The organism is Candidatus Lokiarchaeum ossiferum (assembly GCA_025839675.1).
GTDB classification, from domain to species: domain Archaea; phylum Asgardarchaeota; class Lokiarchaeia; order Sigyniarchaeales; family Promethearchaeaceae; genus Lokiarchaeum; species Lokiarchaeum ossiferum.
Genome location: CP104013.1, coordinates 3,741,886 through 3,757,562, shown reverse-complemented (window position 1 = coordinate 3,757,562; position 15,677 = coordinate 3,741,886). Strand labels below are relative to the sequence as shown.

At 34.6% G+C, this 15,677-nt stretch carries 16 protein-coding genes; 10 read left to right on the top strand and 6 right to left on the bottom strand.

Features of this window, described 5'->3' with window-relative positions:
- Nucleotides 1–62: 62 nt before the first annotated feature.
- The gene (locus NEF87_RS15850) at nt 63–1,511 is read right to left on the bottom strand and encodes an MASE3 domain-containing protein (protein WP_457916585.1); all 1,449 of its coding nucleotides are present in this window, start codon (nt 1,509–1,511) and stop codon (nt 63–65) included.
- 50 nt (nt 1,512–1,561) lie between these two features.
- On the bottom strand, nt 1,562–2,509 hold the full coding sequence (locus tag NEF87_RS15845) for a DMT family transporter (RefSeq protein ID WP_457916584.1): 948 nt from the start codon (nt 2,507–2,509) through the stop codon (nt 1,562–1,564).
- 66 nt (nt 2,510–2,575) lie between these two features.
- Here NEF87_RS15845 and NEF87_RS15840 point away from each other — a divergent pair, with 66 nt between their 5' ends.
- Nucleotides 2,576–3,178: a hypothetical protein gene (locus tag NEF87_RS15840; protein ID WP_457916583.1), complete on the top strand. Its 603-nt coding sequence runs from the start codon at nt 2,576–2,578 to the stop codon at nt 3,176–3,178.
- 96 nt (nt 3,179–3,274) lie between these two features.
- Nucleotides 3,275–3,868, top strand: a complete 594-nt coding sequence (locus NEF87_RS15835; RefSeq protein ID WP_457916582.1) for a hypothetical protein — start codon at nt 3,275–3,277, stop codon at nt 3,866–3,868.
- 43 nt (nt 3,869–3,911) lie between these two features.
- Here NEF87_RS15835 and NEF87_RS15830 read toward each other — a convergent pair whose 3' ends face one another.
- Nucleotides 3,912–4,640, bottom strand: a complete 729-nt coding sequence (locus NEF87_RS15830) for an ArsR family transcriptional regulator (RefSeq protein ID WP_457916581.1) — start codon at nt 4,638–4,640, stop codon at nt 3,912–3,914.
- Between the two features lie 117 nt (nt 4,641–4,757).
- Between NEF87_RS15830 and NEF87_RS15825 the strand changes: the two genes are divergently transcribed.
- The 8 genes from NEF87_RS15825 to NEF87_RS15790 all read left to right on the top strand — a co-directional run bounded on the left by NEF87_RS15825 (nt 4,758) and on the right by NEF87_RS15790 (nt 10,099).
- A complete protein-coding gene (locus NEF87_RS15825; protein WP_457916580.1) occupies nt 4,758–5,264 on the top strand; it encodes an L-2-amino-thiazoline-4-carboxylic acid hydrolase in 507 nt (168 codons plus the stop codon).
- Nucleotides 5,265–5,301: 37 nt separating this feature from the next.
- Entirely contained in the window at nt 5,302–5,676 is a 375-nt protein-coding gene (locus tag NEF87_RS15820; protein WP_457916579.1) for a nuclear transport factor 2 family protein, read from the top strand.
- 212 nt (nt 5,677–5,888) lie between these two features.
- Nucleotides 5,889–6,200 carry a TIGR04076 family protein gene (locus tag NEF87_RS15815; RefSeq protein ID WP_371802369.1) on the top strand — a complete coding sequence of 104 codons (312 nt, stop codon included), beginning with the start codon at nt 5,889–5,891 and terminating at the stop codon, nt 6,198–6,200.
- Nucleotides 6,201–6,216: 16 nt separating this feature from the next.
- On the top strand, nt 6,217–7,068 hold the full coding sequence (locus NEF87_RS15810) for an L-2-amino-thiazoline-4-carboxylic acid hydrolase (protein ID WP_457916578.1): 852 nt from the start codon (nt 6,217–6,219) through the stop codon (nt 7,066–7,068).
- A gap of 29 nt (nt 7,069–7,097) precedes the next feature.
- Nucleotides 7,098–7,427 carry a TIGR04076 family protein gene (locus NEF87_RS15805; protein WP_457916577.1) on the top strand — a complete coding sequence of 110 codons (330 nt, stop codon included), beginning with the start codon at nt 7,098–7,100 and terminating at the stop codon, nt 7,425–7,427.
- A 61-nt stretch (nt 7,428–7,488) separates the two neighbouring features.
- Entirely contained in the window at nt 7,489–7,812 is a 324-nt protein-coding gene (locus NEF87_RS15800; protein WP_371802366.1) for a TIGR04076 family protein, read from the top strand.
- A 78-nt stretch (nt 7,813–7,890) separates the two neighbouring features.
- Nucleotides 7,891–9,264 (top strand): MFS transporter, encoded by a 1,374-nt coding sequence (locus tag NEF87_RS15795; RefSeq protein WP_457920132.1) that lies wholly within the window; start codon nt 7,891–7,893, stop codon nt 9,262–9,264.
- A complete protein-coding gene (locus NEF87_RS15790; protein ID WP_457916576.1) occupies nt 9,239–10,099 on the top strand; it encodes a hypothetical protein in 861 nt (286 codons plus the stop codon). Before NEF87_RS15795 ends, NEF87_RS15790 begins: the two co-directional genes overlap by 26 nt.
- A gap of 376 nt (nt 10,100–10,475) precedes the next feature.
- Here NEF87_RS15790 and NEF87_RS15785 read toward each other — a convergent pair whose 3' ends face one another.
- Genes NEF87_RS15785 through NEF87_RS15775 form a run of 3 tightly spaced genes read right to left on the bottom strand, consistent with a single transcriptional unit; the run spans nt 10,476 to nt 15,640 of the window.
- Nucleotides 10,476–10,976, bottom strand: a complete 501-nt coding sequence (locus NEF87_RS15785; RefSeq protein ID WP_457916575.1) for an ADP-ribosylation factor-like protein — start codon at nt 10,974–10,976, stop codon at nt 10,476–10,478.
- 25 nt (nt 10,977–11,001) lie between these two features.
- Nucleotides 11,002–13,056, bottom strand: a complete 2,055-nt coding sequence (locus tag NEF87_RS15780) for a tetratricopeptide repeat protein (RefSeq protein WP_457916574.1) — start codon at nt 13,054–13,056, stop codon at nt 11,002–11,004.
- A gap of 40 nt (nt 13,057–13,096) precedes the next feature.
- On the bottom strand, nt 13,097–15,640 hold the full coding sequence (locus NEF87_RS15775) for a hypothetical protein (RefSeq protein WP_457916573.1): 2,544 nt from the start codon (nt 15,638–15,640) through the stop codon (nt 13,097–13,099).
- Nucleotides 15,641–15,677: the final 37 nt, after the last annotated feature.

Below are 15,677 nucleotides of genomic sequence, written 5' to 3'. Positions count from 1 at the left end.
CTTTTTTTTATCAGGATCGATTCTGTTAATAAACAGACAGACACGGAATTACCCTTAAAGTTTTAAAAATCAACATGGTTAGAAAGATTTTTGCTGTTTTTTCCATCTAAAGGAAATTTGATGATAACTTGTAATCCATCGTTTACAACAAGAGCTAATTTTCCTCTTAATTGTTCCACTCCAGCCAATACCAACTGGAAACCCAAATTTTTTGAGTTATAGAGAGAATCCAAGGCAATTTTCGTCATTCCATTATCTTTGAAAGTCAATTCTAGATGATTGGATTCGAGTTGAGATATGCAAATTGATATTTTTCCTGATTCTTGGTGATTAAACGCATGTTTCATTGCATTTGAATACAGCTCCGTAATTATGAGAGCACAATTGATTGCAATTTTAGTAGAAACCATCACATCTGCGATTTCAATTTCCATTAAAATCTCTTTTTTCACATTAATCGATTCTTTCAAATATTGGACTAATTGTGTTAGATAAGATTCAAGGGAAATTTGTGATAAATCAGGAGATTGATAAATATGTCGGTGCAATAAAGAAAACGACTGAATTCTATCTTGTAACTCTTGGAAAACTGTTAATGTTTCTTCATCTTGGATTTCATGGGATTGTAAAATAATTAGGCTTGAAATCATTTGTAAGTTATTTTTCACACGGTGATGGATATCTTTTATTAGAATATCTTTGGAAAGGAGTTCTTGTTTAAGTTCTCGCTCATGTTTTTTTAAGCTAAAGACCAGTAAATTTACCGGATTTTTTAAAAAAGTCATAATGATCGATTTCATAAAACAATAACATGCAAAGAACTTCAACACATGGCCAAAGAAATTCGTCAGCCCATAAACATCAGTATAGAATGAAAATAGAAGTTCGGAAATTATGTTCAACACTAAAGCGGTTTGGAAAAATATATAGATGTGGGAATCAATTTTTTTTCTCTTTCGAAATAATAAATAAATAGATAGGCCATAGAACCCCGAAATTATATATTCACTTATAATTTTAAATAAGGTTAATCCATCCCCCTCAACGTAGCAATCAGGAAAGATAGAAAATGTAAAAATCGATAACAAAATAAAAGTAACAAGAACCATATTAATTGCAAGCACTAATACTGAGTTGACGTGCTTCCGACTAAAAAGAAGACCAATTAGAAACGAAATACTTTGAAAATAACGAGCCGCAATCCAAAATTGAGTGGGAATATTTGTATCAATTGCAATAAAAACCCCCATCCCTTGGTAAGTTAACAGATGCAATAAATCTAAAAAGGCATAAGAAATACTTGAAATTCCAATAAGGAGTAAAAGAGAGCTTTCCACAATCTTGCGAGATATAACAGTGATCAAAAAGGTGGTAAAAAAAATCACAATCGCAAAAATCTCAATAAATGAGTGAAACAAAAGATAATTAAATTCCATTACTACAAACAAAATTACGCCTAATAACCCTAAAAAAATCATTTCCAATGTAAAAAATCCCTTTTTTATCTGCATTATATGAATTTCAATCTAAAAATTTAAAAAGTTTAAGATTGGCAAATATCCTATAATTTAGCTGAGATTATTTCAATTGAGTCCATATTATTTGGTTGACAGTTTGCAAGTACAATGGCTGAAAGAATGATTATGATACCAATTATTTCCCGTATAACCAGCCCTTCTCCAAGCAAAATAATACCAGTTACAACCCCAATTATGGGATTAAGTAGAGAAAAGATGACAATATATTCCGATGAAACCTGTTCATTAGATAAGGCGATATTGTATATCCAAAAGGCGATTCCACCACATATTATGCCTAAATAGAGTAAAGCAAGCCAATTGATAGATGACATTTGTGTAATTTCTTGAAATCCTCCTTGTATCAGCGCCATCGGAAGTAATAAAATCAAAGAAGATATGAAAATAGACAATGTCGAGAAAAGAGGATTATATTTTTCATTCATTTTTGCTGTGAATGCACTGTACATCCCCCAAATGATGTAGGCAATTAGAGTTCCTACATCTCCAATAATGGTAGCAGAAGAAAAGTTAAATTCGTCGGTCAGCAGAATGAGTATAACGCCAATAAACGCTAAAATTAGCCCCACTATAAAATTTTTCTTTATTTGTTGCTTAAAAACAAAAAAATTGATCAAGACCACCCAAAATGTCATGGTATTGCTCAACATCGCTTGATTCGAGGCTTCAGTTCGGGCAAGGGCCCAATATTCCAAAATAAACCCACACCCATAGAAAAATACTCCAATAATAAGATACTTCAGAAATTCTTGCCGAAAAACAACAAACCATGCCTTTATTTGACCTTTCAAAGCGATAATTATAAATAAAGTGAGAGCAGCAATAACTGTCCTGAAAAATGTGATATTGAAAGGAGAAAGAGGACTGGGAGTCACAAATTTACCAATAGCAAATGAAGTACCCCATATAACAAAAGTAAGCGTTGCCAGCAAGTAGGAGCGAAGAACAAGATTTTGAGAAATACCTTTCATATATTATAAAAGTTAAATTTCTTAAAAATTGTGGACAAACTGTTACTTAAGAAATTGTGGGATAACATGGAAAAACCTTTTTTAGAAATCTCTATTGCTTCAAAAAGTGATACAAATTTGGATGATATTCAATTATTACAGAGAATCAAAGAAGGTTTGATTGAAATATGGACGAAAACTCCAGAATCAATAGAATTTACATCCAAGCCATCCCTTTTAGTAACTTTCCAATCATTAGCAGATTTTGATGCAGCATATAGCCACACGTATGAAGTATACGAATATCTTTATGATGAAATTCTCCGAAGACATATAGATCTTGATGAAAATTTCTTCAAAGAGCAACAAAAATTGAAGAATACTACGATTAAGGATGAGGACTATTATCAAAATTACATCGTCCTTCGTTATAGATCAAATAATCTCGCCCCGATGCGCCGTAATTATCGACTGATAGATAAAGTAAATGAAATATTTGGATTTAAAATTACCAATGAAGAGATTCAAGATGGATACTTACGATTTTTAAAAACTAAAGAAGATTGGGAGGGCATGCTTATCGGTTGTGATGAAGTTGCTCAATGGACAGAAGTTTTTCAGCTATTCAATATAGATATATCCCACCCTACTATTCAAAAATTCATGGAAATAATTCAATCTCTCAAATGAAGAACTCACATATTCAAGTATCACGACTTATTATTTACATAAACACAAGACATTTAACTACTAACAAAAAATATTGTCTAGAGGGAGTGAAAAGCTGTGGAAAAACCGTTTCTCGAAATTTCTGTAATCTCAAAATCCGATGAGAATTTAGAAACGATAAGCATTTTGACTACAATTCTAAAAAATTTGATGGATTATCCCCCCATTCCGCCTGAGACAGCGATAATAACCCCCCAAAATACATTACTACTAACTTTTTCATCACTTCATGATTTTGAAGCCATGTACGAAAAAGATTATCGAATTTATTCCTATTTTTATGATGAAATTATCCGAAATGAAGTTGATTTTCCATCGAATATCTTCAAATCTCCTATGGAGACGATTGAAAACAATGGAGACATTGAAAACTATATAGTTTTACGCTATAAATCAAACCATCTCACCCCAATGAGAAGAAATTATCGATTAATTTATCGAGTTAATGAAATATTTGGATCTACAGTAAGAAATGAAGAATTGCAAGATGGATTTATTCGTTTTATAAGAACCAAGGAAGACTTTGAAGCTTTACTAGTAGGGAGTGATGAGGTAGGGAAATGGCTCAATCTATTCAAATTATTCGATATTGACATCCAACATCCCAGCATCCAGAAATTTCTTGAAATTATTCGTTCGTATCTCAAATAATGAAAAAAAGAAGATGGAGAACAAGCATTTTATAAATAATTTTTTAGTTTTCTTCTTTTTGCATCTGGTCTAAAACAATTTTGACTGGAAACAAAGTCATACTTGCCACGTAAGGACGTTCACTAGCTCCTTTTCCGGTTTCTGATACTTCTTGTTTGATTAACCCTTCCATTTCTTGATATAATTTTGAAAAACGCGTATTGAATTCCTTGGCTAAGGTCTCAGAATAGAATGAAATTGAAGACCATCGTTTCCCAAATATTTGCAATTCTGTTAAAGCCGTTTCTGCTACTTTAGGATTGGAGCTCAAAATTCGTTTCTCTAACGAAAGCATATATTTTTCCCATTTTTGGTAGAGTTCTATTTTAGTTTGAGTAAAACCGATGTGATCTCGTAATTTTTCTGCTTCCAATTGACATCGTTCTTCAAAACTCAGTGTTCCATTTTTTAACTTTTGTTTCAACTTCATGCGTTCATCATCAGGATGCATGAAGCCAATTAAATCATCCGCATCGTCAACCAAACAATAAAACTTCGACTTGATATTGGATCGAGATTGTTCCTCTTTAGATAGAGTAACTAAGCCTGAGGCGATCATTTTTTTTAAATGATGGGAGATAGTGGATTTATTTCGCTTCAATTCCTTACTTAATTGAGAAAGGCTCAATTCTTTATATACTGAAAGTAACGAATAAATGAGAAAGCGTGTCTTGCTGTGAAGAATTTCACTTATAGACAGTGGAGGGGCAGATTTATCTTTCTTAGGGGTCATAAAATCATCCAAAGGGAAGTTAAAAAAAATCAACCGTTATGATACGTTCGGTGAGTATATAAACGATCTATATGTATTTAAATATTCGGAATACATAGAAATGTGTGTGAATTTACAATGGAAGAAACCTACAACGAACTAAAAGAACGAATAGATCAATTGGAAAACTGGAAGAAATCAGCCCGAAAATCTTTTTTTCAAGATAAAATCGAACTTCTTCAGAAAATTAAGACAAATTTAGGTGATGCTGTCGATGATATCATAGATTCTCATGTAAGAGAAGACAATTTGGGCTTTTGGCAAAATATCAGCAAAAATGTATCCACTCCTGATGTTGGTGCCCTTGTCCAAAAATTGTGGGTAGAAATGTGCGCACCTGGTGGAATTGAGTATGATGTGACAACACGAGGGGAGATTACGCAAATGCATGTCACAAAATGTCCTTTTGCAGATATGGCGAGAGAACTCGGCTTGGAAAAGTGGGGATACCAGTTCTATTGCATGAGTGATTATGCAATCGTCGAGGGTTTTAATCCAAAAATTGAGTTTACAAGGACAAAAACACTGATGCAAGGCCACGACTGTTGTGACCACACATATCAATTGCGAAAAAACAATGTGTGATTTTTTTTCATGAAAATGATGAGATGGGAGATGGAAAATGAACGAGAATGAAATCGATGATATAAAGAAAGTAATACGAAACTACATTACAGCAGTCCAAACCATGAATTTCAATTTAGTTCGATCTGCATGGGATACTGACGGACATCGGTGGATCATTGATCCAGATACCCAAGAACCCTATAAAATGCTAAGTGCTTCTCATGAGGATGTGATTAAATCAATCAAGCATTCTTCCGGTCCTTCTTTCACTGCTGATATCATTTCAGTAGAATATACCGGAACGGCAGCTTTCGCCAAAATTGCTTGGCACTCAGTAGATGAGACAAAAATCGGAGAAATTAACTATATTTTGTTGTTGAAAACAAAATCTGGATGGAAAATCGTAAGTAAAAATGCCCATCGTTTCTGATCCTTCCTTAATTTCCAAAAAAAGTAAAAATAAAAATTTTTGATTGATCACAATTAACATCTATATTGATACGTTCGAAAATAATGTTAATTTTTCAAAACATTTTTATAGACAGTTTTCTTTCCTTCCTATAATCATCTTCACGACAGTACTGAATATTTCGTAAATTATCGAAAAATTCCAAATACCGTTAGGATAGGAAGAATATCAATATGAGTCAAATAAAAATAACCGTTGTGAAAAAATTCTCTCCGAAGGATGTTATTGGCGAGGATTTCATTCGCGCAGACGGACGACCCATTCCGATTTGTTGGCTTGAGGAAGGAAGCGAGTTTTTGGTCGATGAATCGGGAGATATGCCAAAAGACTTTTGCCATCATGCTTGGTATGGTTTATATAAGAGTGTAAATATCTTGCAATGCGGTGGTGGATTTCCTACATGGACAGGAAAGGACATGATCTATACCGCCTGTCCCGATGGAATTAGACCCGTTTGTTTTAAAGTCGAAAGAATTTCAACTTAACATTCTGATGATAACTATGAGCACAATAAAAACTGGGAGCTACAGTATTTCAAATTTAGCTGATTCGAAGAAAATAAATGTATTAAATCAACTGCAAGAGAATATTCTCAACCGTGTTGCCTATTTAATTCAGTTTTTGGGAAAAAAAAGTCCCATTCTTAAAGAAAAATATGTTAATAGTTTACTTGATAAAATTTCAATGGATAAATCAATAATCTCCTACAATATAACCCCAATTTTTCAGAAATTTCCAGTTTTAGAGAATTTTCCTTTTCTCGTAGAACAAGTAATAAGGCGGACTTTAGAAATTTTGAACATACCTGTTAGGATTATGGACCTGAACACAGAAGTTGAAACCACAAATCGAGCCAATATACGTTCCTATCTGATATTTCGCTATTATAATGTCCAGTCAATAATTGAGAGTACAGATCGAGTGAGAGGAATTTCCCTCTACAAAGAATTTGTAACAGAATACGTCAAAAGCTTTGCTCCTCAAAATCCCCCTATCAAAAGCTTGGAAGAATTTCGATCAGCAACAATCCAAAGTAACAAAAAAAAACCAAACATTGGGTGGGTGATATTGCACGGAAAAATCCAAGATGGAAAGTTTCCTCAACGCAAAGACACATGTATGTGGAAAGATGCTATCCAAGATTTACCGGATCAGGAATTAAAATACTTAGTGGCGTGTTATGGAGATTTTCAGGGATATAATAATAGTAACCCTGCTTTCCGGTTAACCATGGAGCACACAATAATGGAAGGTGATCCATATTGTTCTTGCTGTTTACATGACACCAGAATAGCGGGTAATCTTACCCATCCTTCAAGAGAATTTTATGATTCAATGAAAGAAGGCATTTAATTTTTTGATAGAAAATAAAACTGATAAAAATGACACACTCGCGTGTAAAAATCACCGTATTGAAACGAGTCGATCCATCAATAATTTTTAATGGAGATGTACCCTCTCGGCCAAATGGTGAAAAATATGAAATATGCACAGCCCTTGAAGATGGTCAAGAATTTATTGTCGATGCTGATAATTCCAGTCGATGTCCTCTAGGATTTTGCAATTGGGCATGGATGGATCTCTTCAAAGAATATCTTACCATCCGAGGAGGAGGAGATTTCTATCCATGGCTTGAACGAGGGACCGCTATTGCATGCTGTTCAGATGGAATTCGACCAGTTTCTTTTAAACTAGAACGATTAGATGAGTAATTAAAAATATATAGAAAATGCAACTTTTTTTTTTTTGAAAAACAAATTGAAGTGAAAAACAATGACACGACATCGAGTTAAAATAACGGTATTAAAACGAGTGACTCCAGAATATATCTTTGATGGAGATGTACCAACGAGACCAAATGGCGAGAAATATACGATTTGCACAGCTTTCAAGGAGGGTGAAGAGTATATGGTGGAACCGAACATGCAATGCCCCGAAAAATTCTGCTCTTATGCTTGGAAAGACATCCATTCTGATGTGAGAGTGCTAGCCCTAGGAGGAGATCATTCTCCTTGGGTAGAATCACCAAAAATGATTTCTTGTTGCACAGACGGTATAAGACCAGTTTCTTTTACATTGGAACGCCTTGATAACTAAACAACGGTCATAGCATTAAACATATTAGAAAGTGCCCCTTGGATTCCTGATTTTTTTTCTTATCCTTTGGAGGATTAAATCATAACTGCGCTCACATCCAAATCTTTAACTAAAATTCCAATCATAAAGTCACCCGAAACCGAGAAAAAATTCGATTCTGTCTTTTTAGGACTCTCCTCCTTCCAGTTTTTAGCAATGTTTCGAAGGGGGATTTTCTATACCTACTTATCGATCTACTTGCGAAATTATCTAGGATTAAGCGTAACTGCAACTACACTATTTGTGACAATCCCTATGCTGTTTAGTGCCATATTCCAAACGTTTATCTGGGGACGATTATCAGATCGTCTCCAAAAACGTCGAACTCTAATCATTGCAGGTGAAATATTTGCAGGAATTCTCATTTTATCCCTTTATATATTGCATGCTTTCCAAACAAATTTGGTTTTAGCGGGGTATATTATCATAGGGGGATTAACGATCACCGAGATATTTTGGTCGATGTCCAATATCGGATGGACTGCCTTATTAAGTGACCTTTACCCCCAAAAAGAACGTAGTACGATTTTGGGCAGAATTACAACCTTAAGTGGGGTTGGAAGAATGATCGGTGTATTCTTTGGGGGATATCTCTACAATGGATTTGGAAAGTTCTACAAAGGATGGGGATTTCGGGAAGGTAGCATGTTTTATATCACTGTGATTTTCATCTTCATATCGATCATCCCAATGCGATTTTTGGTTCCAGAAGGTGGAATTAATTATAAGCAGACATTCAGTGATCCAAAATTAAATCAACAAGAAAGCAATTCCTCTCGATCTCTTTCATCTAAGGAAAAAAAGATTTTTACCACCTTCTTAATTTCTTTATTGCTAATTAATCTGGGAAGAAATTCGATTTTTGCGATCTTCTCGCAGTTTTTAGTCTTGGAATCAGGATTTAACTGTAGTAGTCAGCTTCTTAGTTATATCATGAACACACAATCTCTTGCAGTAGTTTTAACAGGATTCATGGCAGGGATATTAAGTAAAAAATTCGGAGATTCCTTGACCTTGATTATGGCAACTTTGATGTTGATCGGTTTTATGTTAATAACCGCGTTCACGACTCAAGTGGTTTTAATTTTTGTGGGAAGTTTTCTTTGGGGAAGTTCATATGTTCTTTTGTCAACGGCTTCATATGGATATGTAGCAAAATTGATCCCAGAAACAAAACGGGGGAAATTATTTGCATATTATAATATGGCATTCTTCCTCTCTTCAGGATTAGCAGGAACGATTATCACTGGACCGTTGGTAGATCGTTTAATATCAGAAGGAACCTTGGAAGTGGAAGCTTATCGATTAGCTTTTGTGATCGGCACTATCATTTCTACTATCGGGTTTGGAGTTTTTTTAGGACTAGAAATCTGGCGAGGCAAGAAAAATGAAACTAAAAACTGGCATCACTAGTATGGAATTTAATTCCCCCTATTTCACAATTAGTGAAATCGCGAAGGGGATTTATGCCACTCAGACAAAACCAAATATGTATGCTGGAGCAAATGGAGGATTCATCGATCTTGGTGAGCAAACATTATTAATTGACACAGGGATGATTCAAGGTGCAACCAAGGATTTATTACGAGCCTGTTTAAAATTCTCCGGAAGATACCCATTCATGGTGGTTTCTACGCATTTCCACACTGATCATGTATTAGGAAATAGCTTTATTCCCATTTCGATTCCAATTCTCGGATCAAACCACACAGTTAACCAAATTCAAACTTACACCCACAACAATTTGACCAAATGGCGAATAGAAAGTGCAAAGGAAAGAAATGAAGACTGTAAACAACTCCAGAATGAAAATGATCCAAATAAAAGGCAGAAATTGAAATCTGATCTGGCTTTTTTAGATATGATTGATGCAAAGGATTACCAACTACGCACCCCCGATTGGATTTTAGAAGGTACCCTCATTATTCATGGAAAAGATTTTAATGTGGAAATTTGCAATGTGGGGGAAGCCCATACAAAGGAAGATATTATTGTGAAAATCCGGAATCAAGGGGTATTATTTGCTGGGGATATCACTTTTGCTAATTTAAACGACCTCAATTTAGAAACAGCTATGATGCCATTTTCAACAAATCCTCAGAAATTAATAAATTTATTACAACAGTTACAGAGGGAAGGATTTCAAACAATCATTTCAGGGCATGGAGAGATTCAAGATGCGCAGCTTCTGCAAGCCAATATCGATTTTATTTATAATAATATATTGTGTAATCAAAAAAAGGTCTGAGAAGCTTTTTTCATCTCTATTTGGTTTCCTCTTTAACTAGAAATACACATACAACCCCATTATTTTAAAGCATTATGAATTCTGGGGGATAGTTAGTATGAATTACTGAAAAGTTTTTTAATAGAAGATAAAGCTATGTAATTCTATTAATGAGCTCATTTTTTATGATAGTAAGTCAAACAGCAAAAAGTTAAACCCCACTATTAGAAATGTTTTATTTATCTTGCTTATATGCGCTTTTGGATTTAGGGGATCCATCCTATTTTTCAATGAAAAAACAGTGATTATTGGGATGATATCATTACTAGCTTTAGATCTAATATTATAGATGGTGTGTGGTATAATATATTTAACTTACAAACCCAAGAAAGAAGATTTATTGATCAAAAGTGAGTAAGATTTCTTCTACTGCACTAATCGAATCAGAATTGTGGACTGAAGTATTCAATTGAAATATTTTACCATTATAGAGCCCTTCAAGATCAAATGCCTTTTTACATTCTTCTAAATTCTCCTCGATGTAAGGAAGATCCACTTTATGATAGCAGAAAATGAGAGGTATGTCTAAACTATCAACATTTTGTGCAATTTGATGAAATTCATGTACCGATTCATTCAACCGATCTAAATCACCGACATCTACTAAATATATCAAGCAATCCGCTTTTTTCAAACTATCCATCCAAGTTCCTCGTAAATTTTTTTGACCGGGAGCATCCCAAAAAACAATTGTGCGGTCAGATAATTTCAGTCTTTTAATTGAAAAGGTTAAAGTGGGTCGAAATTGAGTTTCAACCTTTTTTGAGATCAAATAGTTTACTAACACCGTTTTTCCTGCGCGATCCAACCTTAATACAACAATTTTAAGTCGTTTCATTGAATTTTCCCCCACATATATTGAATTAAATTAAGCTTAAATCTAATTGTTTAAGAACATCTTTAAAACGTCTGAAGGCAATCGTATTTCCAGAAAAAGACACCAAATCTGCCTTAAATTCCTTTGAGAACGCGTGGTAAATCTTTTGTAATGCAGCTTCAATGGTGTGGGGAGGGATGTTGGATTTTGTTCGGCCTAAGATATAGAATTCCGATCCTGCTTCGTTATAAAACGAATAAATCGACCCTCCGATAACCAAAGACTGTAATTCGGTTTGACTAAGTTCCATGGAAAAGGACTGCATGGCTGTTAAAAATCCACCTAAGAGGGTGGGATCAAATTTTATTTCTGGAGCATGCGAGAAGAGTTCTAATCCCGAGGTAGTATACACCCAAAAATCCTTGATTACACCAAGTCGACTCAGAGAAACGGGTTGAATGGCGTGGTATTTCTTTTGCAACTTTTCAAACCGATCCGTATAGTATGCCACCTTTGTTTCGTCTTGTTCTTCTTTATATAGTTCAATCAATAAAGAATGGGCTTCAAGTTCTTCTGGAACGGGATTCTTGAGCTTTTTTAAGTTATTGATAGCCATAATCAGCTCCCCCGCCGCATTTCTTCGTTGATCTACAGCAATAAATGCTTTCCCAATTAGAAAATGAATTTTTGCAATCGAGAGTAAATCCACAAAAGCATTATTTGTGAGTTGAGCTCCTAAATTCTGCAGAAAATGAATTATTGCATCATATTCCTTTAAGGATTCATATATTTCCACGATTTGGAAGGCAATATTAAGTTTCAAAGCATAGTTGTTGAGCTGATCGACCTTATCCAAAGCAGTTAATAGATGATCCAACTGTTTGGAAGGATTAAGAAGAAAACCATAGATATTTCCTACCATTTGATGCGCTCGAATAGAATTTTTATAATCTCCCAGCAAATCCCACAAAGATATAGCACGAATATAATACGAAATCGCGGTTTTTAATTGATCTTGTAATTCATCGCCTTGGGCATGGTGAAAAAAGCCTTGTGTTTTTAACAATGAAATTACACTTTTATAATATTGGAGAGCTAAATCATTCAAAATTTGGGCATGTTGTTTTTGCAACATTTGGGTCACCGGTTGTTGACTTAGCAAGAGGGAGGCTTGGCTTAAACTTTCGATCGCTTCTTGATGCATTTGTAAATTCGCTTGGGTTTGCCCTTTGAGAGAAAAATATTGAACTTTATTCACGAATTGGGATTGAAAAATAGGGAGTTGGTTAAAAGTATCCATCGCATCCATGAAATCTCGCATTTTATAATGACAAAATCCCTGCATGAACAATCCCAACTCTTTATACTTCTGATGAGACATTTCAGTAGCAAGGGGGACAAGATTGGTGTAATAGATCAAGGCGGGTTGAAACTTTTTCAGTTGGACTAAAATTGATGAAATGAGGTATGTTGCTTCCATAACCATTTTAGTTTGATTGTCTTGCTGGAATTTCAGAAGAGCTTTACGAAAGAGCATGTAAGCAGTGTTCCAATTTTTCTGTTTGTATAACCCTACCCCTTTTTTAAAATCATCTACTGCACTGGTTAAAGAATAGGAGACATCTATTGAAATATGATCTTCAATAATTTGCTGAGCCAAGGAAAACGCATTTAAAATCTCCCCTTTATAATTTGAGAGAGATATTCCATGATGTTCTTTATAATTGGAGACGATTTTTGCCAATATCTCATCAAAAGAAGAGATCTTATCTTCGGGAAGGAAATCTGGGATTAATATCACGACAATGAAGGGCATAAATCCCCCTCGGACATCAGTATCAGGAATAATATCTAAAACGATGCGTGCAATTACCTTTTGAGAATTCATGGGCATGGTTAAAACAGTGCGTTTGAATGATACATCTGTAGATTCCCCAAAAACCATCTGAAAAGTGGAAAAGATGTTCAAGGCGATCATATCCACATCACCAAGTTCGACCAGCGTATTGAAATAATCTTTTACCGTCGGTCCTAATGCTTCATCCCATTCAGCCAGAAAAAGGGTAATATTTGAGAGTTCATCTTTAGAAAGCTGAGCCATTGGTTTTTTGCCTCGAAGTGAGATAATGATAAAAAAGAGATTACTTATATTCGTCGAGTAATTTCATGAGATCGGAATATTTTTGAAGACTTGCCCCTAATTTACCTTTTTCTAATTCCTCAAAGGCCGCATTACTCATTTGATCAATAGAAATTTTCAAATCTTCAAAACGAAATATTTCAAGCAACTGATAGCGATGCAACATGGAATGTTCTTGTTCTAATTGAGTAATATTCCACTTTACTAAGGATCCCGCACTTTGTTCCAGTTGTGAGTCTGGATTAATATTATCAGGTTGTTTTACTTCAAACACGTAAAATTGTGGGACAATATCTTCTATCACAACACCTCTTAGTACGGATTTAAATTGGTTGGCAAATTTTAATTGCGCATCATATAAACCCTCTAAATGGAGTTGGTGCACATTAGTATGGGTTTTGATTATCTTCAATTGATCTTCTAAGGGCAAAATAATGGTACGGGAAACTCGTCGCTTTAAATCGTAATTTATTTTGACTGATTCTTTAGGGGCAATATCTTTCACAACCCAGTGTAATTGCATCCCATCTTTTAAGAGAATTTGTTCGGGTTTTTCTATTGGAATTTCACCGTTCAATGTTATCTCGGAGATTTCAAAATTATATGGAATAATATCTTCAATAATCGCCTCTTCTATGAAATCATCAAAAGGATTATCTAACCCTGATTCCACTGAAAACGAAATTGGTTTTTGATGCCCATCACCATTAGCAGGTGAATCATCCTGTTTAATATTTGTTGTGGTATTTAATTCCAAAACTTCCCCAGATGCACTGCGAATCACAGATTTACTGCTCAGATCGGTCTTGATTTCAACCCTTTGTGTTTCCAAGAGGGAGCCTAACTGATCCATCATATTATCCACATCCGCATCCAGATCCCCAAGTAAATCGGAAATAGCAAAATCATCTACCATTGGGAGTACACCTTCATCAACTTCGATGATATTTTCAATCGCTTTTGCTTTTTGTAGTAATGCTTCCTGTTCTTCTAAGGCGAGTTGTTTTTGTCGATTATATTTTTCAGTGACAGTATCGAGTATTGCTTGGTATTTAGGAATCTCATCAAGTTTATCACAATCCTTCGCCAATTCGATAATTTTAGTGCAATTTTGAATCGCAACATTCCATTGTAATTTCGCTTGATTTTCAACAACGGTTTGGGTTAACTTGTCAAAAGTCTGTAGCCGTTTTTGGAAAACTTCTTTTTCTCCTTTAACTCGTAGAATTTCTGATTCGATTTTTTCTCTATACTCTTCCAATTCAGGTAATGTAACTAATTCAAGCGTGGCTTCTAATTTAGCGAGACTTTCATTATAATTCTTTTGGTTGGCAAACTGATTGCTTTCAGCAAGATTAGTAGTAATTTTCTCCACTTTTGTATCAATTAAAAGCATATGGGCCAATTTCTCTTGAATTTCGGAGGAATAAGTTTGAGTTTGTTCTAACACGTCTTTTTTAGTAGTATCTTCTTTTACACTTTCTAATCCAGCGAGATAGAATTGCACCTGTTCATAATCCTTTGCTTCAAAAGCTTTGGTAATTTCAGCTTTTAACTCGGAAATTTTTCGAGCAATTTCTTCTTCCCGTTTCCGAATTTCTTCTTGTTCTTTTTCCCAAGAATCTTTCTGTTCATCTAAATATTTCTGCTTTGCTTGCCATTCTTGAATTAAAGTTTCATCTTTTGAATCTTTAAGAAGTTCAAATACTTGTTGGAATTTTTCCTTTGCATCCGCAAAATCTTGAGTTTCAATATCTTGATCAATCGGGTGCACAAATTTATTCACTTTCGCTTTAATTTCATCTTGTTGATGTCGGAAACTTTCATAGAACTTTTCTTCTTTGAAAAGGAGTTGCTTCAACGTCCCGGGTATTGCTCGTTTAATTAATGTGGTATAAAGGGTGCGGATCTCATCTGCAACTGTATGCGCCTCAAGTGGATCTTTGGAAGCGATATGACTTTGCAATAATTCAGTTAGCGAGGCGATTTTATTGGAAGCTTCTTTACGTTTTTCGGCAATCGCCTTATTTCCTTCCATTTCTTTAATAAATCGTTCTTCTTCTTCGATTACATCTGCATCATTAACTTTTTTGGCTGTTTCAATTATTTCACGCGCCTTAATAATCGCATCATCAAATTTCCCAACCATTGAATTAGACCCTTTTTCGACTTGGAGATCTTGAATTTCTTGATAGACACTAATGCGATATTTGGAATAATCATCCGACCGTTTTTTAATATCCTTCTTATCGAGATGAATTTTTTCGAGAAATTCGCGAGATTCTTGATTTTGATCTACAGTAAAATGGCGGAGAATCCGAACTCGATCATTGGATTTCAGAATTTTTTCTTCCGCGGGGGGAATATATTTGCGCATTTCCTTGCCAGCATTTTGGCCAATCCACACATATAGATGTTTTTCATCCCAAAAATAGAAGAAGATGATATTAACAGAAATAAATTCATCCAATAACTTTGTTGGATCGATTTCAATGATATTTCCTTCAGTGTTAAGCTTATAGATTAGTATGGTGTTTTCTGACATAGTGATTCATTAGGAAGATTTGATGAGAAATTTAGTT

Coding starts and splice junctions, on each gene's coding strand:
- NEF87_RS15845 (WP_457916584.1), bottom strand. CDS start 2,509: ATGAAAGGTATTTCTCAAAATCTTGTTCTTCGCTCCTACTTGCTGGCA.
- NEF87_RS15820 (WP_457916579.1), top strand. CDS start 5,302: ATGAACGAGAATGAAATCGATGATATAAAGAAAGTAATACGAAACTAC.
- NEF87_RS15790 (WP_457916576.1), top strand. CDS start 9,239: ATGAAACTAAAAACTGGCATCACTAGTATGGAATTTAATTCCCCCTAT.
- NEF87_RS15840 (WP_457916583.1), top strand. CDS start 2,576: ATGGAAAAACCTTTTTTAGAAATCTCTATTGCTTCAAAAAGTGATACA.
- NEF87_RS15780 (WP_457916574.1), bottom strand. CDS start 13,056: ATGGCTCAGCTTTCTAAAGATGAACTCTCAAATATTACCCTTTTTCTG.
- NEF87_RS15810 (WP_457916578.1), top strand. CDS start 6,217: ATGAGCACAATAAAAACTGGGAGCTACAGTATTTCAAATTTAGCTGAT.
- NEF87_RS15785 (WP_457916575.1), bottom strand. CDS start 10,976: ATGAAACGACTTAAAATTGTTGTATTAAGGTTGGATCGCGCAGGAAAA.
- NEF87_RS15805 (WP_457916577.1), top strand. CDS start 7,098: ATGACACACTCGCGTGTAAAAATCACCGTATTGAAACGAGTCGATCCA.
- NEF87_RS15850 (WP_457916585.1), bottom strand. CDS start 1,511: ATGCAGATAAAAAAGGGATTTTTTACATTGGAAATGATTTTTTTAGGG.
- NEF87_RS15830 (WP_457916581.1), bottom strand. CDS start 4,640: ATGACCCCTAAGAAAGATAAATCTGCCCCTCCACTGTCTATAAGTGAA.
- NEF87_RS15775 (WP_457916573.1), bottom strand. CDS start 15,640: ATGTCAGAAAACACCATACTAATCTATAAGCTTAACACTGAAGGAAAT.
- NEF87_RS15800 (WP_371802366.1), top strand. CDS start 7,489: ATGACACGACATCGAGTTAAAATAACGGTATTAAAACGAGTGACTCCA.
- NEF87_RS15825 (WP_457916580.1), top strand. CDS start 4,758: ATGGAAGAAACCTACAACGAACTAAAAGAACGAATAGATCAATTGGAA.
- NEF87_RS15815 (WP_371802369.1), top strand. CDS start 5,889: ATGAGTCAAATAAAAATAACCGTTGTGAAAAAATTCTCTCCGAAGGAT.